This is a genomic window from Variovorax sp. GW821-FHT10B04 (genome assembly GCF_059415645.1).
In genome coordinates this window covers 684,253-701,503 of the sequence record NZ_JBWKNQ010000001.1, presented here as the reverse complement: position 1 = coordinate 701,503, position 17,251 = coordinate 684,253, and the positions used below count along the sequence as shown (strand labels likewise).

The window sequence follows — 17,251 nt, the reverse complement described above, 5'->3', positions numbered from 1 at the left end:
CGGGCGCGTTCAAGCCGGGCAAGACGTTCAGGTGCTTGCGGCTGCGCCTCGCAGGAGGTCGACGCTGGGAACGAGGAAAACGAACGTGAACCGACGCGGCAGTTCAACAGGACCGTGCAAGCGCACCAGGCGCTCGCCTTCGGCCTCGGCCGGAGAAGAACGCGGTCGGCGATGCGACGGGTTTGAAGAGAAGGGGTTTGCTGGGGCTGACGTCTAGGCCGCACCGTTGGGTGGGAATTGCCGGGAACGTCCCGGCACCGAGTCGGGCGATTCTAGCGATGGCCCGCTATGCGCCGAAGACCAGCTGCTCCGCGGGAACTGCCGAGATGCGCGGCCCGAAGCTCGATATGTCCGCGAGCGTCGCGTTGTGGTGCGCCCGGATGAGTCCGCCGGTCGCATGCGCCTTGTCGTGCGTCGTGTGAGCGTCCGCGGCGATGACGACCTCATAGCCCAGCGCCGCGGCCCGGCGCACCGTGGTGTCGACGCAGAACTCGGACGCATAGCCCGCGACGACGACGCAGTCGACGTCTTTTGCGGCCAGCACGTCACCGAGATCCGTCTTCAGGAACGAGTCGGCCGTCGTCTTCCGGACCGCGAAGTCGCCGGGGCGGACCGTGAGTGCGCCGTCGAGTTGCCAACCATCGGACCCGAACGCCAGCGCGCCGCCGTCCTCGTGCTGGATGAACACGACAGGCACCTGTGCATCGCGCGCTCGGGCGGCCAGCGCGTTGATGCGCGCGATGACCGCCGCCGATTCGAAGGGTGGCGGCTTGGAATCGAACAGGGCGCGCTGAACGTCGATGATGAGAAGGGCTTGTTTCATGGGTCCGATCCGGATGCGAGCGAAGGTCATGCACGGGCATGAACAACTGCCTGCGCTCAGCCCTGCGGCAGATGAAAGACGTGCAACTCATTCCACCGGCCAGACGAATTTTCGATCAGCGAGACGGAACCGCAGTGCGCGGTGACCGGGCCGTCCTTGTCGAGGGCTGCCTGCAGGGCCAGCGCGGCCTCGTCGGCTTCGGCGTCGGTGCCATGGGCGACGGTGAGATGGGGCACGATGCCCGCGTGCGCGCCGGCATAGGGCGGGTAGTCGGCAAAAGTCCCGGCCAGTGCCTGCGTCAATGCGATGAAGGGTGCCGCGGGTTCGGGCGCCAGGTAGGCCACGGCCGGAAAGCGCCCGACCGACGACAGGCGGAAGGAAAAGGCGGCCGTTCGATCCAGGGCCCGCTGCGCCCGCCGCAGCACGTCGGGCGTGATGTCGCGCGGGTCCATGAAGGGAATCAGCACCGTGATGTGCGCAGGGACGCCCAGGGTCGACGTGGCGTCGAAGCGCTCGCGCAGCGGTCCCGCCAGCGGCTCGGCGCTGGGGACCTTCACGATGAAGGCGGAAATGGCCATGGTTCTTCATCGTACGAGAAGTCCCCTTGCACCTCCACGTCCACGTCCACCTCCACGTCCAAGGCTCAGGAGTGGCAGACGAAGCCGTCCTTCAGCAGCGTGATCTCGAACTGCAGGTTGCCCGCGCGCGTGCCGCGGGCCTGGGCCAGCGTGCCATCGGCGCGCCATTGCCGCAATGCGGCGGCGAGATAGTCGCGCGACACCGTGTCGCCCGCAGGCAGCCGGACCGCGGCATCGGAAGGGGGCCGCAGGTCGCTGGCCAGTGCCTTGTAGAAGCGCCATTCGTCGTTCTTGAGCAGCCGCTCCAGCACCTCCGAGTCTTCGGCCAGCGCCGCGCATTCCCCCGCCATGAAGGCCGAGACGGCATGCACGGACGATGGGTAGCTGCGCGGTTCGGCGCCATAGCGCAGCGCCACCGCACCCGCGTAGCCCGAGCCTTCGCCCACGCACACGGGTGCACCGCGCAGTGCCGGCGCGTCCTGCACGCGACCCTTGCGCAACGCCACCACCAGGCCGCTGCCGGTGTCGTAGCTGCCGGGCGCCGCGTCGATGCCCTTCGGTGCCTGCGCAACCGGTACGCCGGCGATCAGCAGGTCGACGCGGCCTTCGCGCAGCGCGCCTTCCTGGTCGGCGGCACCGAGCCCGACCAGATCGAGCTTTACGCCGAGCGAGCGGGCGAGATCGCGCGCCAGCGCCGCATCGAAACCATCCGGCTCCGGCGGCGTGGGCGCCTCGGGCGGCGCCGGACGTGGGTAGCTGCGCACGCCGACCACCAGCGTGCCGCGCGCGATCGCCTTGGCCAGCACCGGCCCCTTGGGCAGTTCGCTCAGGCGCGGGCCGGAGGACGACGCCCAGGACGCGCCCAGCCCCGCGAGCGCGATCGCTGCGACCAGCGATGCGCCCGCCAGCGCGGCGCGCCGCTTGCGCGATGCGGCCGGCGAGGTGGGTGTCGACGTTGCGCCGTCACTCATCGAGGCTCAGCCCCCGCCGCCAACGCAGCAGTCGGCGCTCCAGCAATGCGAGCAGGTAGTTCAGCAGCAGGCCCAGCACCGCCAGCAGCAGGATGCCCGCGTACATGGTCGGTATCTGGAAGGTCTCCTGCGAATTCAGCGTGAGGAAGCCGAGCCCCGAATGCGCACCGATCATCTCGGCGGCCACCAGCGCGGTGATGCTGTAGGCGCCCGCAAGCCGGACGCCGGTGAAGATCGACGGCAGCGAGGCCGGCAGCACCACCTTGAAGAAGACGAAGCGGCGCGACGCGCCCATCGACAGCGCCGAGTTCACGAGCAGCCGGTCGACCTGCTTCACGCCGCTCACCGTGCTCAGCAGCACCGGCCAGAACGATGCCCAGAAGATGATGGCGATCTTCGACAGCTCGCCGATCCCGAGGAACAGGATGAACACCGGAAACAGCGCGAAGGCGGAGGTCTGCCGGAACAGCTGCAGCACCGGGTCGACGATGGCCGCCAGCCGGCGGAAGCCGCCCACCAGCAGACCCAGCACCACGCCCGCGGCGCTGGCGAGCACCAGGCCCCAGAGCGAGCGCTGCAGGCTCGCCGCGACGTGCTTCCAGAGCTGGCCGTTGTCCAGCAACTGCACGATGCTCGCGAGCACCGCCGACGGCGGGCTCAGGTAGGCGTCGCTCACGATGCCCAGGCGGGGCAATGCCTCCCACAACGCAAAGAACAGCACGATGCCGATGCCGCGCTCGGCCATGCGGCTGGCGCCACCGAGCCGCCGCGCGAAGCGGCGCAGGCCCGACGCCGGGCGGGGCGCCGGCGGCGCGTCCAGCACGGCGCTCATCGCACCACCTCCGCATGACGCGTTGCGGCGTGTGGCTGCGGCGGGCGGATGCCCAGCTGCACCTCGTCCTTCAGCACGTCCCAGGCCCGCTGCCGCAGGGCCGCGAACCCGGGCGAATGCCGCAGCTCGGCCGAGCGCGGCCGTTCCAGCGGGATGTCGATGATGTCCTTGATGCGGCCCGGCCGCTGCGTCATCACCGCCACGCGGTCCGACAGGTACACGGCCTCTTCCAGGCTGTGCGTGATGAACACGATGGTCTTGCGATGCTGTTCCCAGATGCGCAGCAGCTCGCCCTGCAGCACCTCGCGCGTCTGCGCGTCGAGTGCGGCGAAGGGCTCGTCCATCAGCAACACGTCGGGTTCATAGGCCAGCGAACGCGCGATCGCCACGCGCTGCTTCATGCCGCCGGAGATCTCGTGCGGGTAGCGTTCGCCGAAGCCGTGCAGGCCGACGAGTTCGAGGTACTCCTGCGCCGTGCGGCGTCGCTGCGCCTTGCCCACGCCGCGAATGTCGAGCCCGACGGCGATGTTGTCGAGCACCGTCAGCCAGGGGAACAGCGCATAGCCCTGGAACACGACGCCCTGGTTGCGATGGATGCCGGCCAGCGGCTGTCCGTTGATGGCGATGCGCCCGCCGGTGCGCTCGGTCAGTCCGGCCAGAATGCCCAGGAAGGTCGACTTGCCGCAACCCGAGGGGCCGAGCACCGACAGGAATTCGCCGTCGCGCACATCGAGGTCGAAGCCTTCGAGCACCCGCACGCGTTCGCTCGCGCCGCGGGCCGCGTAGTCCATCCGCACGTCGCGGGCCGAGATCTTGATGGTCATCGGCGCACGCTCAGGTCTTGGTGGCGAACGGGTTGAACTCGTTCGTGTAGACGTCCTTCACCGTCACCTTGCCGGCCGGGATCTTGCCTTCCGACTGCAGGATGTCGACGTAGTACTGGATCGGCGGCTCGGTCACGACCAGGTCGTCGATGTAGGCGAAGCGGTCGACGTTCTTCAGTTCCATGTTGATGCGCTTGGACACCAGCTTGCGCGCCTCTTCCGGGTTGGCATTGACCCAGTTGCCGGCCTTGGCCAGTGCCGTCACCACGTCGCGCACGGCCTCGGGATGCTGGCGGATGAACTGGCCGTGCGCGCTGTACGGCGCCATGCCGCCCAGCCCGCCGTCGAGGTCGTAGTCGCTCCACAGCCGCACCAGCTGCTCGGCGTTGTCCGCGCGGCCCGAGAAGGGCGCATGGATGATCGCGAGGTCGGTGTTCTTCGTCACCAGCGTCTGCTCGGCCTGCTCGTCGGGGATGACGACGAAGTTGATCTTGTTCACGTCCACGCCGTGCTGGCGCAGGTACTTCTTGGTGACGAACTCGGCGCAGGCGCCGAAGCTGTTGAAGCCGATGGTCTTGCCTTCGAGGTCCTTCGGCGTGCGGATGCCGGAGTCCTTGCGCACGAAGTACTTCATGTGCGGCGCCTCCTGCAAGGTCTTGCCGCCCGCGGCCACGACCTTCAGGTCGGCGCCCGACGCGATGGCCGAGATCACCAGTGGCACCATGCGCGCGCCGAAGTCGATCTCGCCGGTGCCGACCAGCGGAATGATCTGCGGCGCGGCGATCTTGCCGACGTAGTCCGGCCGTGTGTTCGTGCCTTCGAAATAGCCGAGCTGGTCGGCCAGGTAGATCAGGTCGAACGACGGGTTGTCGGGGTACTTGAAGGCCACCTTGTCGCCGGCCTTCTTGACCACGGCCGGCCCGCCAGCGGCACCGGCGGACGACGCGGTCTTGTCGTCGCCGCGCGAGCAGCCGGCCAAGCCCAAGCCAGCCAGGCCGGCCACGCCGCTCACCGCGGTCAGCGACGCAAGCGTCTTCAGCGCCAGGCGCCTCGACGGAATGGAATGAGCGGTGAAGGCGGGAGACGACTCGATGGACATGGCGGCGCGCTCCGGCTGGGGAGCGTTCGGAGGTTGGGGAACGCGCATCGTAGGAAGCGCTGCATGGCCTGCCAACGAAGAAAAGTGCGTATGCATATGCGCCGCCGCACGACGGCCGCCGGCACGTGCCGAAGAGAAAAAACCGGATCAACGTATGCGATTTACGTGCTTCGGGATGCGCGCCCATGCACCAAGAATGATGGCCTCGCCTTCGGAAGCGAGTGTCTCCTGGCCGCGCGAGCGGCGGGTTCGCGGGCCCTGCGGGGCCCGCATTTTTCAGCCGATCACAGCCGCACATGACTGCTCCGTCTTCATCCCATCCGGACCGATTCGCCCATGAGGCGCTGCGCCTTCTCGGCCCCGCGCCCGCCGACTGGGTGCCCACCCACGCGGGCATCGACCACAACGTACTGATCGTCGGCGCGGGCCAGACCGGCAGTGCCTTCGCCTTCGCGCTGCAGCGCGCCGGGATCGGCGCGGTCAGCGTGATCGATGCGGCGGCCGACGGCGCGTCGATCGGCGTCTGGCTCACGCGGGCGCGCATGCAGAAGCTGCGCACGCTCAAGAACCTGGTCGGACCCGAAGGGCCGGTCTCGGCGCTGGGCTTTCAGGCCTGGTTCGAATCGCGGTACGGGCTCGAAGCCTATGCGGCCATCGATCGCATCCCGCGCACGACATGGGCCGACTACCTGGCGTGGTTCCGCGGCATCGCCGGCATTGCCGTTCGCCATGCCACGCGGCTGCTGCGGTTCGAGCCGGTCGTCGACGGGCCGGTACCGCATTTCAGGCTTCACCTGCAGGTCGATGGCGTCGACCGTGTGGAGACCGCGCGCAAGCTGATCTTCGCCAACGGCGTGGCCGGCAGCGGTGCGCCTTTCATTCCCGGCCTGCTGTCGGATGCGGTGCGCGCAGGTCTGGCGGCCCACACCGGCCATGCCATCGACTTCGCGGCGCTGGCAGGCAAGACCGTGGCCGTGATCGGCGGCGCCGCATCGGCGTTCGACGCCGCGGCCGTCGCGCTGGAGAGCGGTGCCGCAGCGGTCCATCTGTTCGCACGGCGTGCGCGGATCCCCGCGACACCGGTGGCGCGGCTGCGCGGCTATCCGGGCGTCTACGACAACTACCTGGCCTTGCCCGATGCCACACGCTGGCACCATGCGGCGCGCTATCGGCGGCTGGGCACCACGCCGCCGCCCGACGCGGTCCAGCGCGTGCTGGGCTTCGCCAACTTCCATCTGCATCCGGCCGCGCCGTGGCAGGACGCGCCGGTGCAGGACGGTCGCGTGCTCGCAGCGGTGGGCGACGAGCGCTTCCTGTTCGACTACGTGATCGCGGGCACGGGCTACACGCACGAGCTGTCGCAGCGGCCGGAACTCGCCGGCATCGCCGATCTGGTGCTGCGCTGGCGCGACCGCTACCAGCCGCCCGAGAACGAACGCGACGACGAACTGGGCGCAGCGCCGTATCTGGGCGCGGGGCTCGAATATCTCGAGAAGACGCCCGGCAGCGCGCCCTGGCTGCGCGACATCCACACCTACAACCCCGGCGGATTCGCCAGCACCGGACTGCCGCTGGGCGATGTGCCGAGCTTCCGCGGCTATGTGCCCGCGGTGGTCCGCCGCATCAGCGAAGACCTGCTGCTGGCCGACCTGCCGCAGCACGAGGCACGCACGCGTGCCGATGTGGCACCGGACTTTGGCGAAGCGCTGTATGCCAGCGCGATCTGGCGCCGCGCGGCGACTGCGCCTGCAGCGGCGGAGGCCGATGCATCGGATGGCGCAAGGAAGACTGCCGTGGCGTGATGGGAAGAGGTCACGACGGATGGGGCCCGGCCTGTCTTTCGTGACCGGTTCGGCCGTGCCGCCCACGGTCAGCTGGAGGGCATGCCCTGGAGCGCATCGACGGCGGCCTGCAGGCCGCCCAGCACACGCTCGGCCACCAGGGGCGAGAAATCCATCGGCAACTGCGCCTGCACGTCCGCGATCGCGCCGGGTGTGCGTTCGATCAACTGCTGGATGATGGCTTCAGCGTCCTGACCGTAGCCCAGCTGCCGGGCCGTGCTGTTGAAGTGCCTTCGCCGAATGGTCGCCATGGCGTAGTGCCTGTTCTTGCCGAGCAGTGCCATGGCCATCTTGACGTCGTGCGGCGACCATTGGTTCGCGCCCTTGCCGAGAATGGGATAGGCCGACATCACGTCATACATCTTCGTGAGCCGGAAGCCGCCACCCGCCAACAGGTGGATGCTGAAGTTCTTCGCATGTCCGTCCGGTGCGCGCAGCAGCCAGAACAGGATCTGCGAAGCCATCAAGGTCCGCATGTCCTCCGCTGCGTTCGCGGACTGTTGCAGCAATGAACTCAGCCTGAGGAGTCCGGGCCCGCCTTCGTTCTCGTACTTGACCAGGGGTGAGGTGCCTGTGGCCTGGCAGAAGTCTTCCTGCGGCAGCCGCAGGAGGCGACCGTTCGACAGGCGCCTGTCGAAGCGCTCGACCACCAGGACACGCTGCTTTCCGAACGAGGCGATGGTGGCGTTGGCCGTCGGCAAGCCGTGCGCCTGCAACAGCTTGAGGCACAGCCACTCGTTGTCGACCGAGGTCGAAAAATCGGCCTGACGACCACCGATCAGCCCCAGCGGGAGTTTGAAGATATGCGTCGTGGGCGTGGTGCCGCGTGGCTTGTGCCAGGCACCGTTCCACCACAGATAGGCATCCTTTTCCTGCGCGCCGGCCAGCGAGATGCGGAAGTCGTCATCCGGGTCGCCCGCTGTGCCGAACATCGCCGGGTTGATGACACCGAGCAGGTGCCGTTCGATGGACGCCTCGTCGACGGCTACCGCATCGACCCGGTCGAGCGCCGCCGGTGTCTCGACCTCATCCAGAAGCTGGACGGCACCGACGCAGTCGCGCCCGATTAACTTGTATCCAGCTAAATCACAAATAGCATAAAAACAGCTAAGAGCAGCCCGGTGCCGCGAACGCGACCCTCGATCTGCAATGGAGATGATCCGGCTGGTATGTCGAGGCAACGGATGGCGCATCTGCGGAACGACAGCGAACCCCGTGTGTACAGCCGGCCGCCGCGGGGTCTCGGATGTCTTCTTGTGCCGGCAACCCAAGCACTGGCAGGCCGTTTGCTGTGAGGTCAAAGAGCGGCGCGCCGTGACCAGCGGGTCGCACCCAGGCGCAAGAGCAGTGCGGCGACCAGCACGACAACCGGCAGCACATAGGCGGGCGAGACGGGAATGCGCTTGCCGAACGTGACCATGAAGCTGATCCAGATGTAGTAGACGCCCACCGTGTGCAACAGCCGCCACCGTCGTGCCCCGAGCCATTGAACTGCGCCGTCCCATGATGTCGCGGCCAGGAGGACGATGAACACGTACCCCAGGCCGCCGCTCACGTAATTGCCGATGGAGGTTTGCTGGGCGAAGCCGGCTGCATCCATTCTTGCGAACGCGAGGATCGCCGCAAGATGAGTGGCATGGGACACGGCGAAGGCCAGGCCGAATGCGCGCCGATGAAGCATCAGCCAGCGTGTTCGGGGTGATGGCCACTGCCTCGCCAACGCCGACGCGAGAAACGCCACGAGAAAGAAGACGAGCGAAGTCCGTGCCGTCAGCCGGATGACCATGCGGACACCCTGCACCGGATCTGGTGCAACCCACAGCACGGCGAGCGAACACGCCAGCACGAGGAGCGAAAGCACTGCGACCGTCCTGCCGGTCCGCACATGTGGACCGGCGGGGGGGAGGGGTGTCGTGGTCATCGGTGGTGTCCTTGAGCAGAATGTGAGCACGGATTACATTGGGAATCGCCCAGACCGTCGACATTCATCACAAGGTGCTCACATGGGGAATGCCCGCGCGAACTATCACCACGGCAACCTGCGCCAGGCGCTGGTGGATGCGGCACTCGCCATGGCGCTTCAGCACGGCCCGGAGCGGGTGAGCGTTCGTGAAGCGGCTCGTGCAGTCGGCGTTTCCGCGAGCGCGCCGTTCCGCCATTTTCCGAACCGGCGTGCGCTCATGACGGCGCTGGCCGAGGAAGCCACCGAGCGCCTTCGCATCGAAGTCCGCCGCGCCATCCGGCCGAGCGACCGCAGCGCGCAGCGCCGCCTGTTCGCCCTGGGACGAGGCTACCTTCGGTGGGCTCAAGACCACCCGGCGCACTTCAGGATCGTGTCGGCGCGCGACCAGATCGACATCGACTCCTCGCCGGGGCTGCAACGTGGCATCCAGGACGTGCGCGAACAGACCGAAGACCTGATCAGGGAAGCGCAGTCGGAAGGAGCGATCGACGCCCGGCACGATGCCGCGAGACTGTCTCTGCTGTCGCGTGCCTGCGTCTACGGCCTGGCCCGCATGCGAATCGACGGCCATTTGCCGCAATGGGGCGTTGCACCAGGGAAGGAACAGGCGGCTGTCGAAGAGGCACTGGCGCTGCTGCTCGAACTGATGCAAGAGAGCGCAGTTCTGCCCGCGCCGGCGACTGGCGGCCCGTGAGCGACTGGTCGCGACCTGCCTGCCGCATCGCCCACAGACCTCAATGCACGAACCCACCCTTCACGAACCGAACCGGCTCCGCGTCCATGCGCGCGATCAGTGCGCCGAGCCCATCGGCAGGCGCCGGACCTTCAGGCGTGCGGCCCGTGCCCTCGGTGCGGCACAGCAGGTCGTCGTCGCGCCAGGCGCCCTGGCCGGGCTGGCTGCGCGCACGCAGCCAGCCGCTGCGGTCGACGATCAGCTGGGTCCCCGCCAGCCGATCGCTTGCCGCGATGAGCGAGAACGCGGCCCAGGCCGCGGCGGAGTCGACCACGCAATCGCCCGGTGACGGCATCGGGCCCGGGGTCGTGGACGTCGCCCGCGACGCGGTGGGCGGCAACAGGAAGACGGTGACCAGCCGCGGGTCTTCGCGCAGTGCGGGCGCGGTGCCCGCCGCATCGCCTGCACCGTTTGCGCCGCTTGTACTGCTTGCACCGGCCGCCACGATCCGCAGCCGCTGGCCGCGCCAGCTCCCGAGATTGCGCGGTGCCTTGCCGCTGCACTGCACCGCCACGTCGGGCGGCGCGACGGGCTGCGTCCACAGTCCGGCTTCGCGCAGGCTTTCGCCGGCGCCCTGGGCCTTCATGAAGTCGATCAGCGACCAGGCGTCCGCGTCGCTGAGCACACCACCGAAGCCGGGCATGGTGCGTGCGCCGCGCCGGTCGCGCACGCCCTCGAGCACGTGCCAGAGCAGGTCGCCATCGGCGCGCCGCCACAGCAGCGGGCCCGCGAGGTTGGGCGGCCACACCGGCAGCGAGGCCGACAGGGTTCCCTGTCCGCGGCCATCCGCGCCATGGCAGCCCACGCACTGCGCCGCATAGAGTGCGCGTCCGCGCTCGATGCTGTCCGCCGCAAAGCCGGTCGGCGACTGATGGAAGCTGGTCGGATGGGCCGGCACCCACACCACATTGGCTTCCGGCCAGGGCGCCACGGCAAGCAGCAGCACGGCGGTTGCCATCAGCGCGATGCGGCCGCGGCGCCAGAACAGGCCGACCCCGAAGAAGCACAGCGCCGCGGCGAGCGTGATCAGCGTCAGCCCGAGCCTGCGCGCCTGCCCGAGATCGAGCAGCAGGTTCTCGCCCGACATGCGCAGCGGCCATGGCCAGGCGGCCTGGCCGTGCAGGTGATCGACCAGGCCGAGCGCGTCGAGGATGCGCAGCAACTGAAGCTGGCTGCGCTGCAGCAGGCCGATCAGCAGGTTGAGCCAATCGGTCTCGAGCAGGCCGCTCATGTCACCACGTGGCGTCGAGCCCCAGGTGCGTGAGCGCCTCGTGCCGCAGCGCGGCCAGCGCCGGGTCGCCGCGGCGGCGCGGGTAGGGGAGGTCGACCGTGATCTCGGCCTTCACGCGCGCCGGCCGGTCGCTCAGCACGATCACGCGGTTGGCGAGGAACAGCGCTTCTTCGACGTCGTGCGTCACCAGCAGCGCTGAGAAGCCCGCGCGGCGCCACAGGGCGACCAGTTCGCTCTGCATGGCGATGCGCGTCAGCGAATCCAGCTTGCCCAGCGGCTCGTCGAGCACGAGCAGTTGCGGGTCGTTGACCAGCGCGCGAGCCAGCGCCACGCGCTGTGCCATGCCACCCGACAGCTGATGCGGGAAGGCCTTGGCGAACTGCGCCAGGCCGACCAGTTCGAGTGCCTCGTCGACACGCCCACGCTGCGACTTGAGCACGCCGCGGGCCTGAAGGCCGAGTGCGACGTTGTCCCAGACGCTGCGCCACGGGTAGAGCGTCGGGTCCTGGAACACGACGATGCGTGACGGGTCGGGCCGGCGAATGGGCGCGCCGTCCTGCTCGATGGCACCGGTGGTGGCGGGCTCGAGCCCGGCCACCAGCCGCAGCAGCGTCGACTTGCCGCAGCCGCTCGGACCGAGCAACGCCACGAACTCGCCCGGCTTCACCCGCAGGTCGATGCCGTCGAGCACCTGCAGCACGCCATCCGAGACCTCGAACCAGTGGCTCACGCCGCGGATGTCGATGTCGGCGCCTCTCGACGTTGCGTCTGCGTCTGCGGCTGCCGGCGGCGCGTGTTCGACGGATGCCAGGAAAGGCTCGGCGGCGTTCACCATTTGACGGTCCCCCGCTGCCACGACAGCGCACGGTCGCGCACCTTGAACAGCAGCGTGATCAGGCCCGAGCACAGGGCCGCCATCACGAACAGCGCGGCATACATGTTGGCGTAGGCGGCCCAGCCCTGCGCCCATTGCAGGTACCAGCCCAGGCCGGCCTTCACGCCCATCATCTCGGCCGTGATCAGCACCGAGAACGACGCGCCCAGGCCCATGAACAGGCCGACGAAGACCTGCGGCAGCGCGGCCGGTACGGCCACGCGCAGCACCAGGAAGCGCTCCGACGCGCCCAGCGTCCGCGCCACGTCGTAGTAGCTCTTGTTGACCGACGCCACGCCCGACCAGGTCAGCACGGCCACCGGGAAGAAGGTGGCGAGCCCGACGAGGAACACGGCCGCCGAGTAGCTCGACGGCGCGAAGAAGAAGGCCAGCGGCAGCAGCGCCGAGGCCGGCACCGGGCCCAGAAAACGCAGCAGCGGATGCACCCAGTACCCCGCGATGCGCGACCAGCCGATCGACACGCCCGTGACGAAGCCGATCAGCGCGCCGAGCACGAAGCCGTTCGCCAGCAGCCGCAGCGAATAGGCCGTCGACAGGCCGAGGCGCTGCCAGTCTTCATGGGCGACGTCGATCAGGCTCTGCGGCGGCGCAAAGAAGGGCGATGGCAGCACGCCGAGCTTGGCGGTGCCGATCTCCCACACCGCGAGCAGTGCGGCCAGCGCCACCAGCCATTGCCCGGCCGGCCGCAGCACCCGCGCTGCCTTGCCCGCGCGCGAGCCGAGCAGCGCGATGGTGAGGAGCAGACCCGCGACCACCAGCGTCGCAATGCCGAATTCCTGCGTGAAGGCCCAGTCGCTGAAGCCGATCTCCTTGTTCGGCCAGAGCAGGGTGAGCAGGCCCAGCGCGAGCCATCCGGCCGCGGCGACCAGGCCGGTGGGCCAGATGCTGAGAACGCCCGATGACCGTGCATCCCGCTGCCGCTCGAACGGCGGATCCAGCACCTGTGCTGCGGCGCTCATGCCAGCACGTCCAGCGACACGTGGTTCGCGAAGCGGCTCACGTCCGTGCTCTTCTTCAGGATGCCCGCATTGCGGAAGTCGGTGGCGAAGGCCTCGACCTCGTTGCGCAGGGCCTTGCCGGCCGGATGGTGCTTGTAGGTCAGCTCCGCGAGCAGCTTCTGCAGGTCTTCCAGCGGCACCTTGGGTGCGTACTGCGAATAGATCCGGCCGGCCTCGTTCGGGTTCTCCGCCACGTAGTCGGACGCCTGGGCGAGCGCACGCACCACGGCCGCCGCGCGCGGCTTGTCGTTGCGTGCCAGTTCGCCGCGTGCGCCGACGATGCAGCACAGCCGCTCGGCGTATTCGCCCTTGGCGCTGTTGGCCAGCTCGGCGAACACGCCGGGGTTGCGCTTCTCGATCAGGTACACGTTCGGGTCGCCGTCCGCAATGGCCTGGACCTCGCCCTTCTTCACGGCGATGTCCAGCAGGTCGGCCGGGTAGACGCGCCATTCGACGTCCTTGTCGATGTCGATGCCCTTCTTCGCGAGATGGATCGCATAGAACTGCTTCGCGGGGCTGTTGAGGTCGGACACGCCGATGGTCTTGCCCTTCAGGCTCGCAACGTCCGTCGTCACGCCCGACGCCTTGGCGCCGATCAGCCGCAGGCAGCCGCCGTGCACGCTGCTCACCACCTTGACGTCGAAGCCGGCTTCGAGCGGCTTGACCCAGCGGTGGATCAGGCCCACGGCCACGTCGGCCTTGCCGGTGGCGAGCGCCTCGAGCATCTGGTCGGACGATCCGGCCCAGTTGAGAAGCTCGACGTCGACGCCGTTCTTCTCGAAGAAGCCGCGCTCCAGTGCCACGGGCACGGGCGCGAGGCAGAAGCCGGCCTGGCTCCAGGCGAACGTGAGCTTTTTCTGCTGCGACCATGCCGGAACACCCAGCAGGCCCGCCGAGCCGACCACGGCCGCAGCGGCTCCCGCCTGAAGCACGCTGCGGCGCGACGGCGGCAATTGTTTGAGAGACAAGGACATCGAAGCTTCTCCACCGGAATGTTTGGAGCCGCTAGTGTTCGTTTGCGGGAGGCTCCCGCACAACGAATGAATGCGCCTATCGATATGCGCGCGGTGCCGGCGCCGTTGATCATGATCCACCCGCTGTCGGGGCGCACCAGGCGCAGCAGCGCACAGCCGAGCGTGCTCTTGTCCGAACCCGACTCGCCGGCGGTGCCGGCTCGTTGCAAAACGCCGCGTCGATCAGCGCACGCGTACAGGCGTGGGTCGGCGACTGCAGCACGGCATCGACCGTGCCCTGTTCCACGATGCGCTCGTGCCGCATCACGGCCAACCGATCGGCCACGTGTTCATGCAAGCGTCGCAGCAAGATTGACGGAGCGGCCCATCTTCTTGCCGGCCTGTGGCAGTTACCGGCAGGGCATTGTGCTGACCGCGGGTTGCACGCGCGGATGCTTTCCTCGGATGTTTCCGGCAAGCGCATTCACGAATACCTGGCGGAGCGCTACCGCAAGGCAGCGCATGTGCGCGTGCTGCCAATGCGATCTGCCGCCATCGATGATGGAAGTGGACCCGCAAGTCCATAACTGGTCGAACGACATGAGTCTGGCCGTTGACTGCAATGGCCGAACAGGTCAGATCGTCCTGAGCGCGGTGCTCGACAATCCGGGCAAAGGTGCAGCAGGCGCAGCCGTGCAGAACCTGAGACTGACGGCGGGTGCGTCCGAGGCCTCGCTGTGAATTCAAAGCGTCGGTGAGCTCACTGGAAGTCGTCTCGACGGCCTGCCGGTCTCGTCTCCCAACTGTCGAGGCGGAAGACGCGATGCCTGAATCAAGGCAGCTTCGTCCTCGCTCGTCGTGCATCCGGCCGGATGTGTTCGGTGCCGCTCCACGCGGGTGTGCCAGCGCACAGCTTTTTCAACAACCGAGCCAGCGTGTGCGATTCTGCTTCCGAGAGGCAGGCCATCATGTCACGCTCCCGATCCTGCAGGCCGGTCATGAATCGATCGTGCAGCGCACGTCCCGAAGGCGTGATGAAGAGCAGGAGGCGTCGGTGATTTCCGGGATCGGCGGAGCGGGTCAGCAGCCTCTTCGATTCGAGGGCAGTGACAGCGCGACTGATGTTGTTCTTCAGGTGGCCCGAGAAATCGCAAATATCGCCCGCGGAGATTCCGTCAAGGAAGCACAGGAAGATCAACGTGAGAATTTCCGGGCGGGTCAATCCATATTTGGCTTCGATCGCCCTGAAAGACGGCTCCCTGTAAGAGTTGATCATGTACCCGAACTTGTAGGCGAAAGGGATGGACACGCCGTCCAGGATATCGCTGAGGGCTTTGGTCACTTCGTTCAAGGTCTGTCTGTGTGAGGAGGCTATCACAGCACGTTCTGGCCCTTCATCGCAATCCTGTGGCCGCACGCCGGCGCGCTCGCTTGTGGCAGTGCTGCGGGTTAGTCCCGATGATCGATGGGCAGGCGGCGGGGCACCATTGTTCCAAATGGAACTGAGAAATTTTCACTCTGGAATGGTCCGGACATCGAATGCGAACCGCCGAGATGTCCGGGCGGTCGAGCTGTCTGATTTTCTGTCCGGGACTGCGGACTGGCCGATCTACGTCGCAACCGTGCGACCCTCCACGGAGACACGGCAACGGTCCAATGTCGTCATGCTGCATGGCGGCTTCCACAGTGGTGATGGCTATCTGCTGACGCCGGACGGACGACCGGGCTGGGCCCGGCAGTTCGCATTGCATGGGCATACCGTCTTCGTCCCGGATTGGCCCGCGCATGGCAAGTCACCCCAGGCGGAGTTGATCACCGCGCTGTCCACCGAGGACGTGGCCAAGGCCATTGCGAAACTGCTCGACGACATTGGTCCGTCGATCGTCCTTGCGCACTCAGCAGCAGGTCCTGTTGCGTGGTGGCTGGCGGAACATCACTCGCACAACGTCAAGGCCATTGTCGGTGTCGCGCCGGGCTCGCCCGGAAATCTCCTGCGGGCGTTGCCGAACGATGCCGACGCCGTGGCTGCGTTGCGCTCCGACGAAGCGGCTGGTTGTCCTGTCTTTTCCGCGCCGGATCGGCCCGCCGTCGTGGACCAGAAGTTCATCAAGGAGTTTTGGGCCAACGGCGAAAGATTTCCGGCCGAAGGTCTCGAGGCCTACGTTCGAACGGTTGTTCCAGAGAGTCCCAAGATCCTGAACGAGCGTTTCAACATCGGCGGCGCCGCCATTCATGTCGGCTTCCCCCAGAAGGTCGGCGCGCGGCCCATTCTGGTGCTGACGGGCGAGAACGATCTGCGTCATTCGAGACCCACCGACGCAGCGCTCGCCGAGTTTCTGGGTGCGGATTTCACGTGGCTTCCCGATGCGGGAATTCACGGGAACGGACACATGCTGATGCTCGAGAGCAACAGTGCCCCGATTGCCGATTTGATTTTGAAATGGATCGATCTGAAGGGCATCTAGGCCTGCGATCGGCGCATGAAAACAGCGATGGAGACGACTTGAAAAAAATGGACAACCGCCGCGATTTCCTCAAGGGTGCAACCCTCAGCGCGCTTGCAGCTTCACCGGTGTGGGCGAATGCGCAAGGCCCGATATATCCCAGTCACGTTGTCAGGATCGTCGTTCCCTGGGCCGCGGGAGGAGGCGGGGATGTCCTGGTGAGGGCGTTGGCGCCCGCGCTTGGAAAGGAGCTTGGGCAAGCCGTCATCGTCGAGAACCGGCCCGGTGCCATCGGAACCATCGGCAGTCTCACGGCGGCGCGCAGTCCGTCGGACGGCTATACGCTGGTCTACGGCACGGCCGATTCGCATTCCATTGCGCCTCACCTGCTCAAGACGCCGCCCTACGACTCCAAGAAGGACTTCGTGGCACTGGCGCCAATCGGCTTCACACCGTTGGCGCTGATCGTGCACGCAGACCATCCCGCCAAGAATTTTGCGCAGTTCCTTCAGATGGCCAGGAAGGCGGCAGACCCGATGACCTTCGGGTCATGGGGGCAGGGCAGTTCGGGTCAGATCACGATGGAAGCCCTCAAGCAGAAGGCCAACATTCAACTGCTGCATGTGCCGTACAACGGTACGGCACCTCTCATCCAGGCGCAGCGTGCCAATGAGATCAACTGCGCGATCATTCCCGTGCTCGTCGCCGATCCGCACGTGCAGTCCGGTGCGGTCCGGATACTGGCGGTCACGGCGCGAGAACGGCTTCCCAGTCTTCCCGAAGTCCCGATCATGAAGGAAGTGGGTGTGGAGATCGACATGGGCCCCTGGCTCGGACTGCTCGCACCCGGTGGCACATCCGCAGACATCGTCAGAAGACTCCACGCCGCGATCACTGCGGCGATGGCGGATCCCCATGTCGCCGAAGTCATGAGGAAGAATGTCATCGTCACGGAGACGATGACGCAGGCAAAGTACCAGGCATTCGTCAACAGCGAATACGACCGCTGGGGTGCCTACATCAAGTCCGCAGACATCAAGATGACTTCTTGAACCTTGTCAAAGCA

Annotated in this window: 18 protein-coding genes; 5 read left to right on the top strand and 13 right to left on the bottom strand. The window is 67.3% G+C overall.

Translation table 11 applies throughout. The features are described 5' to 3' along the window. Positions 1-286: 286 nt before the first annotated feature. From AC07PZ_RS03350 to AC07PZ_RS03325, 6 genes are all read right to left on the bottom strand, one after another. A complete protein-coding gene (locus AC07PZ_RS03350) occupies positions 287-823 on the bottom strand; it encodes a cysteine hydrolase family protein (RefSeq protein WP_495293586.1) in 537 nt (178 codons plus the stop codon). Between the two features lie 56 nt (positions 824-879). Further along, the gene (locus AC07PZ_RS03345; protein WP_495293585.1) at positions 880-1,401 is read right to left on the bottom strand and encodes a 2'-5' RNA ligase family protein; all 522 of its coding nucleotides are present in this window, start codon (positions 1,399-1,401) and stop codon (positions 880-882) included. Between the two features lie 65 nt (positions 1,402-1,466). Next, a complete protein-coding gene (locus tag AC07PZ_RS03340; RefSeq protein ID WP_495293584.1) occupies positions 1,467-2,372 on the bottom strand; it encodes a transporter substrate-binding domain-containing protein in 906 nt (301 codons plus the stop codon). Next, the gene (locus tag AC07PZ_RS03335) at positions 2,365-3,204 is read right to left on the bottom strand and encodes an ABC transporter permease (RefSeq protein ID WP_495293583.1); all 840 of its coding nucleotides are present in this window, start codon (positions 3,202-3,204) and stop codon (positions 2,365-2,367) included. Before AC07PZ_RS03335 ends, AC07PZ_RS03340 begins: the two co-directional genes overlap by 8 nt. Further along, positions 3,201-4,028 carry an ABC transporter ATP-binding protein gene (locus AC07PZ_RS03330; protein WP_495293582.1) on the bottom strand — a complete coding sequence of 276 codons (828 nt, stop codon included), beginning with the start codon at positions 4,026-4,028 and terminating at the stop codon, positions 3,201-3,203. Before AC07PZ_RS03330 ends, AC07PZ_RS03335 begins: the two co-directional genes overlap by 4 nt. A gap of 10 nt (positions 4,029-4,038) precedes the next feature. Further along, entirely contained in the window at positions 4,039-5,127 is a 1,089-nt protein-coding gene (locus tag AC07PZ_RS03325; RefSeq protein ID WP_495293581.1) for an ABC transporter substrate-binding protein, read from the bottom strand. 296 nt (positions 5,128-5,423) lie between these two features. Between AC07PZ_RS03325 and AC07PZ_RS03320 the strand changes: the two genes are divergently transcribed. Next, a complete protein-coding gene (locus tag AC07PZ_RS03320) occupies positions 5,424-6,929 on the top strand; it encodes a SidA/IucD/PvdA family monooxygenase (protein ID WP_495293580.1) in 1,506 nt (501 codons plus the stop codon). Positions 6,930-6,997: 68 nt separating this feature from the next. Here AC07PZ_RS03320 and AC07PZ_RS03315 read toward each other — a convergent pair whose 3' ends face one another. Next, on the bottom strand, positions 6,998-8,161 hold the full coding sequence (locus AC07PZ_RS03315) for a HipA domain-containing protein (RefSeq protein WP_495293579.1): 1,164 nt from the start codon (positions 8,159-8,161) through the stop codon (positions 6,998-7,000). 104 nt (positions 8,162-8,265) lie between these two features. Then, complete coding sequence (locus tag AC07PZ_RS03310) at positions 8,266-8,889, bottom strand: hypothetical protein (protein WP_495293578.1); 624 nt, start codon at positions 8,887-8,889, stop codon at positions 8,266-8,268. 22 nt (positions 8,890-8,911) lie between these two features. On the opposite strand from AC07PZ_RS03310, the gene AC07PZ_RS03305 reads away from it, so the two are divergent. Continuing rightward, positions 8,912-9,625, top strand: coding sequence for a TetR/AcrR family transcriptional regulator (locus tag AC07PZ_RS03305; RefSeq protein WP_495293577.1), 714 nt, complete (start codon positions 8,912-8,914; stop codon positions 9,623-9,625). A 40-nt stretch (positions 9,626-9,665) separates the two neighbouring features. Here the strand turns inward: AC07PZ_RS03305 and AC07PZ_RS03300 are convergent, their stop codons facing one another. Genes AC07PZ_RS03300 through AC07PZ_RS03285 form a run of 4 tightly spaced genes read right to left on the bottom strand, consistent with a single transcriptional unit; the run spans position 9,666 to position 13,762 of the window. After that, a complete protein-coding gene (locus AC07PZ_RS03300; RefSeq protein ID WP_495293576.1) occupies positions 9,666-10,895 on the bottom strand; it encodes a c-type cytochrome in 1,230 nt (409 codons plus the stop codon). A gap of 1 nt (position 10,896) precedes the next feature. Next, complete coding sequence (locus AC07PZ_RS03295) at positions 10,897-11,730, bottom strand: ABC transporter ATP-binding protein (RefSeq protein ID WP_495293575.1); 834 nt, start codon at positions 11,728-11,730, stop codon at positions 10,897-10,899. Beyond that, positions 11,724-12,749: an ABC transporter permease gene (locus AC07PZ_RS03290; RefSeq protein WP_495293574.1), complete on the bottom strand. Its 1,026-nt coding sequence runs from the start codon at positions 12,747-12,749 to the stop codon at positions 11,724-11,726. Before AC07PZ_RS03290 ends, AC07PZ_RS03295 begins: the two co-directional genes overlap by 7 nt. After that, on the bottom strand, positions 12,746-13,762 hold the full coding sequence (locus AC07PZ_RS03285; RefSeq protein ID WP_495293573.1) for an ABC transporter substrate-binding protein: 1,017 nt from the start codon (positions 13,760-13,762) through the stop codon (positions 12,746-12,748). Before AC07PZ_RS03285 ends, AC07PZ_RS03290 begins: the two co-directional genes overlap by 4 nt. A 579-nt stretch (positions 13,763-14,341) precedes the next feature. Here AC07PZ_RS03285 and AC07PZ_RS03280 point away from each other — a divergent pair. Continuing rightward, a complete protein-coding gene (locus tag AC07PZ_RS03280) occupies positions 14,342-14,482 on the top strand; it encodes a hypothetical protein (RefSeq protein WP_495293572.1) in 141 nt (46 codons plus the stop codon). Between the two features lie 91 nt (positions 14,483-14,573). Here AC07PZ_RS03280 and AC07PZ_RS03275 read toward each other — a convergent pair whose 3' ends face one another. After that, on the bottom strand, positions 14,574-15,083 hold the full coding sequence (locus tag AC07PZ_RS03275) for a MarR family winged helix-turn-helix transcriptional regulator (protein WP_495293948.1): 510 nt from the start codon (positions 15,081-15,083) through the stop codon (positions 14,574-14,576). A 154-nt stretch (positions 15,084-15,237) separates the two neighbouring features. Here AC07PZ_RS03275 and AC07PZ_RS03270 point away from each other — a divergent pair, with 154 nt between their 5' ends. Together AC07PZ_RS03270 and AC07PZ_RS03265 are read left to right on the top strand one after the other, a co-directional pair. Beyond that, positions 15,238-16,206 (top strand): alpha/beta fold hydrolase, encoded by a 969-nt coding sequence (locus tag AC07PZ_RS03270; RefSeq protein ID WP_495293571.1) that lies wholly within the window; start codon positions 15,238-15,240, stop codon positions 16,204-16,206. 47 nt (positions 16,207-16,253) lie between these two features. Next, positions 16,254-17,237 carry a Bug family tripartite tricarboxylate transporter substrate binding protein gene (locus tag AC07PZ_RS03265; protein ID WP_495293947.1) on the top strand — a complete coding sequence of 328 codons (984 nt, stop codon included), beginning with the start codon at positions 16,254-16,256 and terminating at the stop codon, positions 17,235-17,237. Positions 17,238-17,251 lie beyond the last annotated feature (14 nt).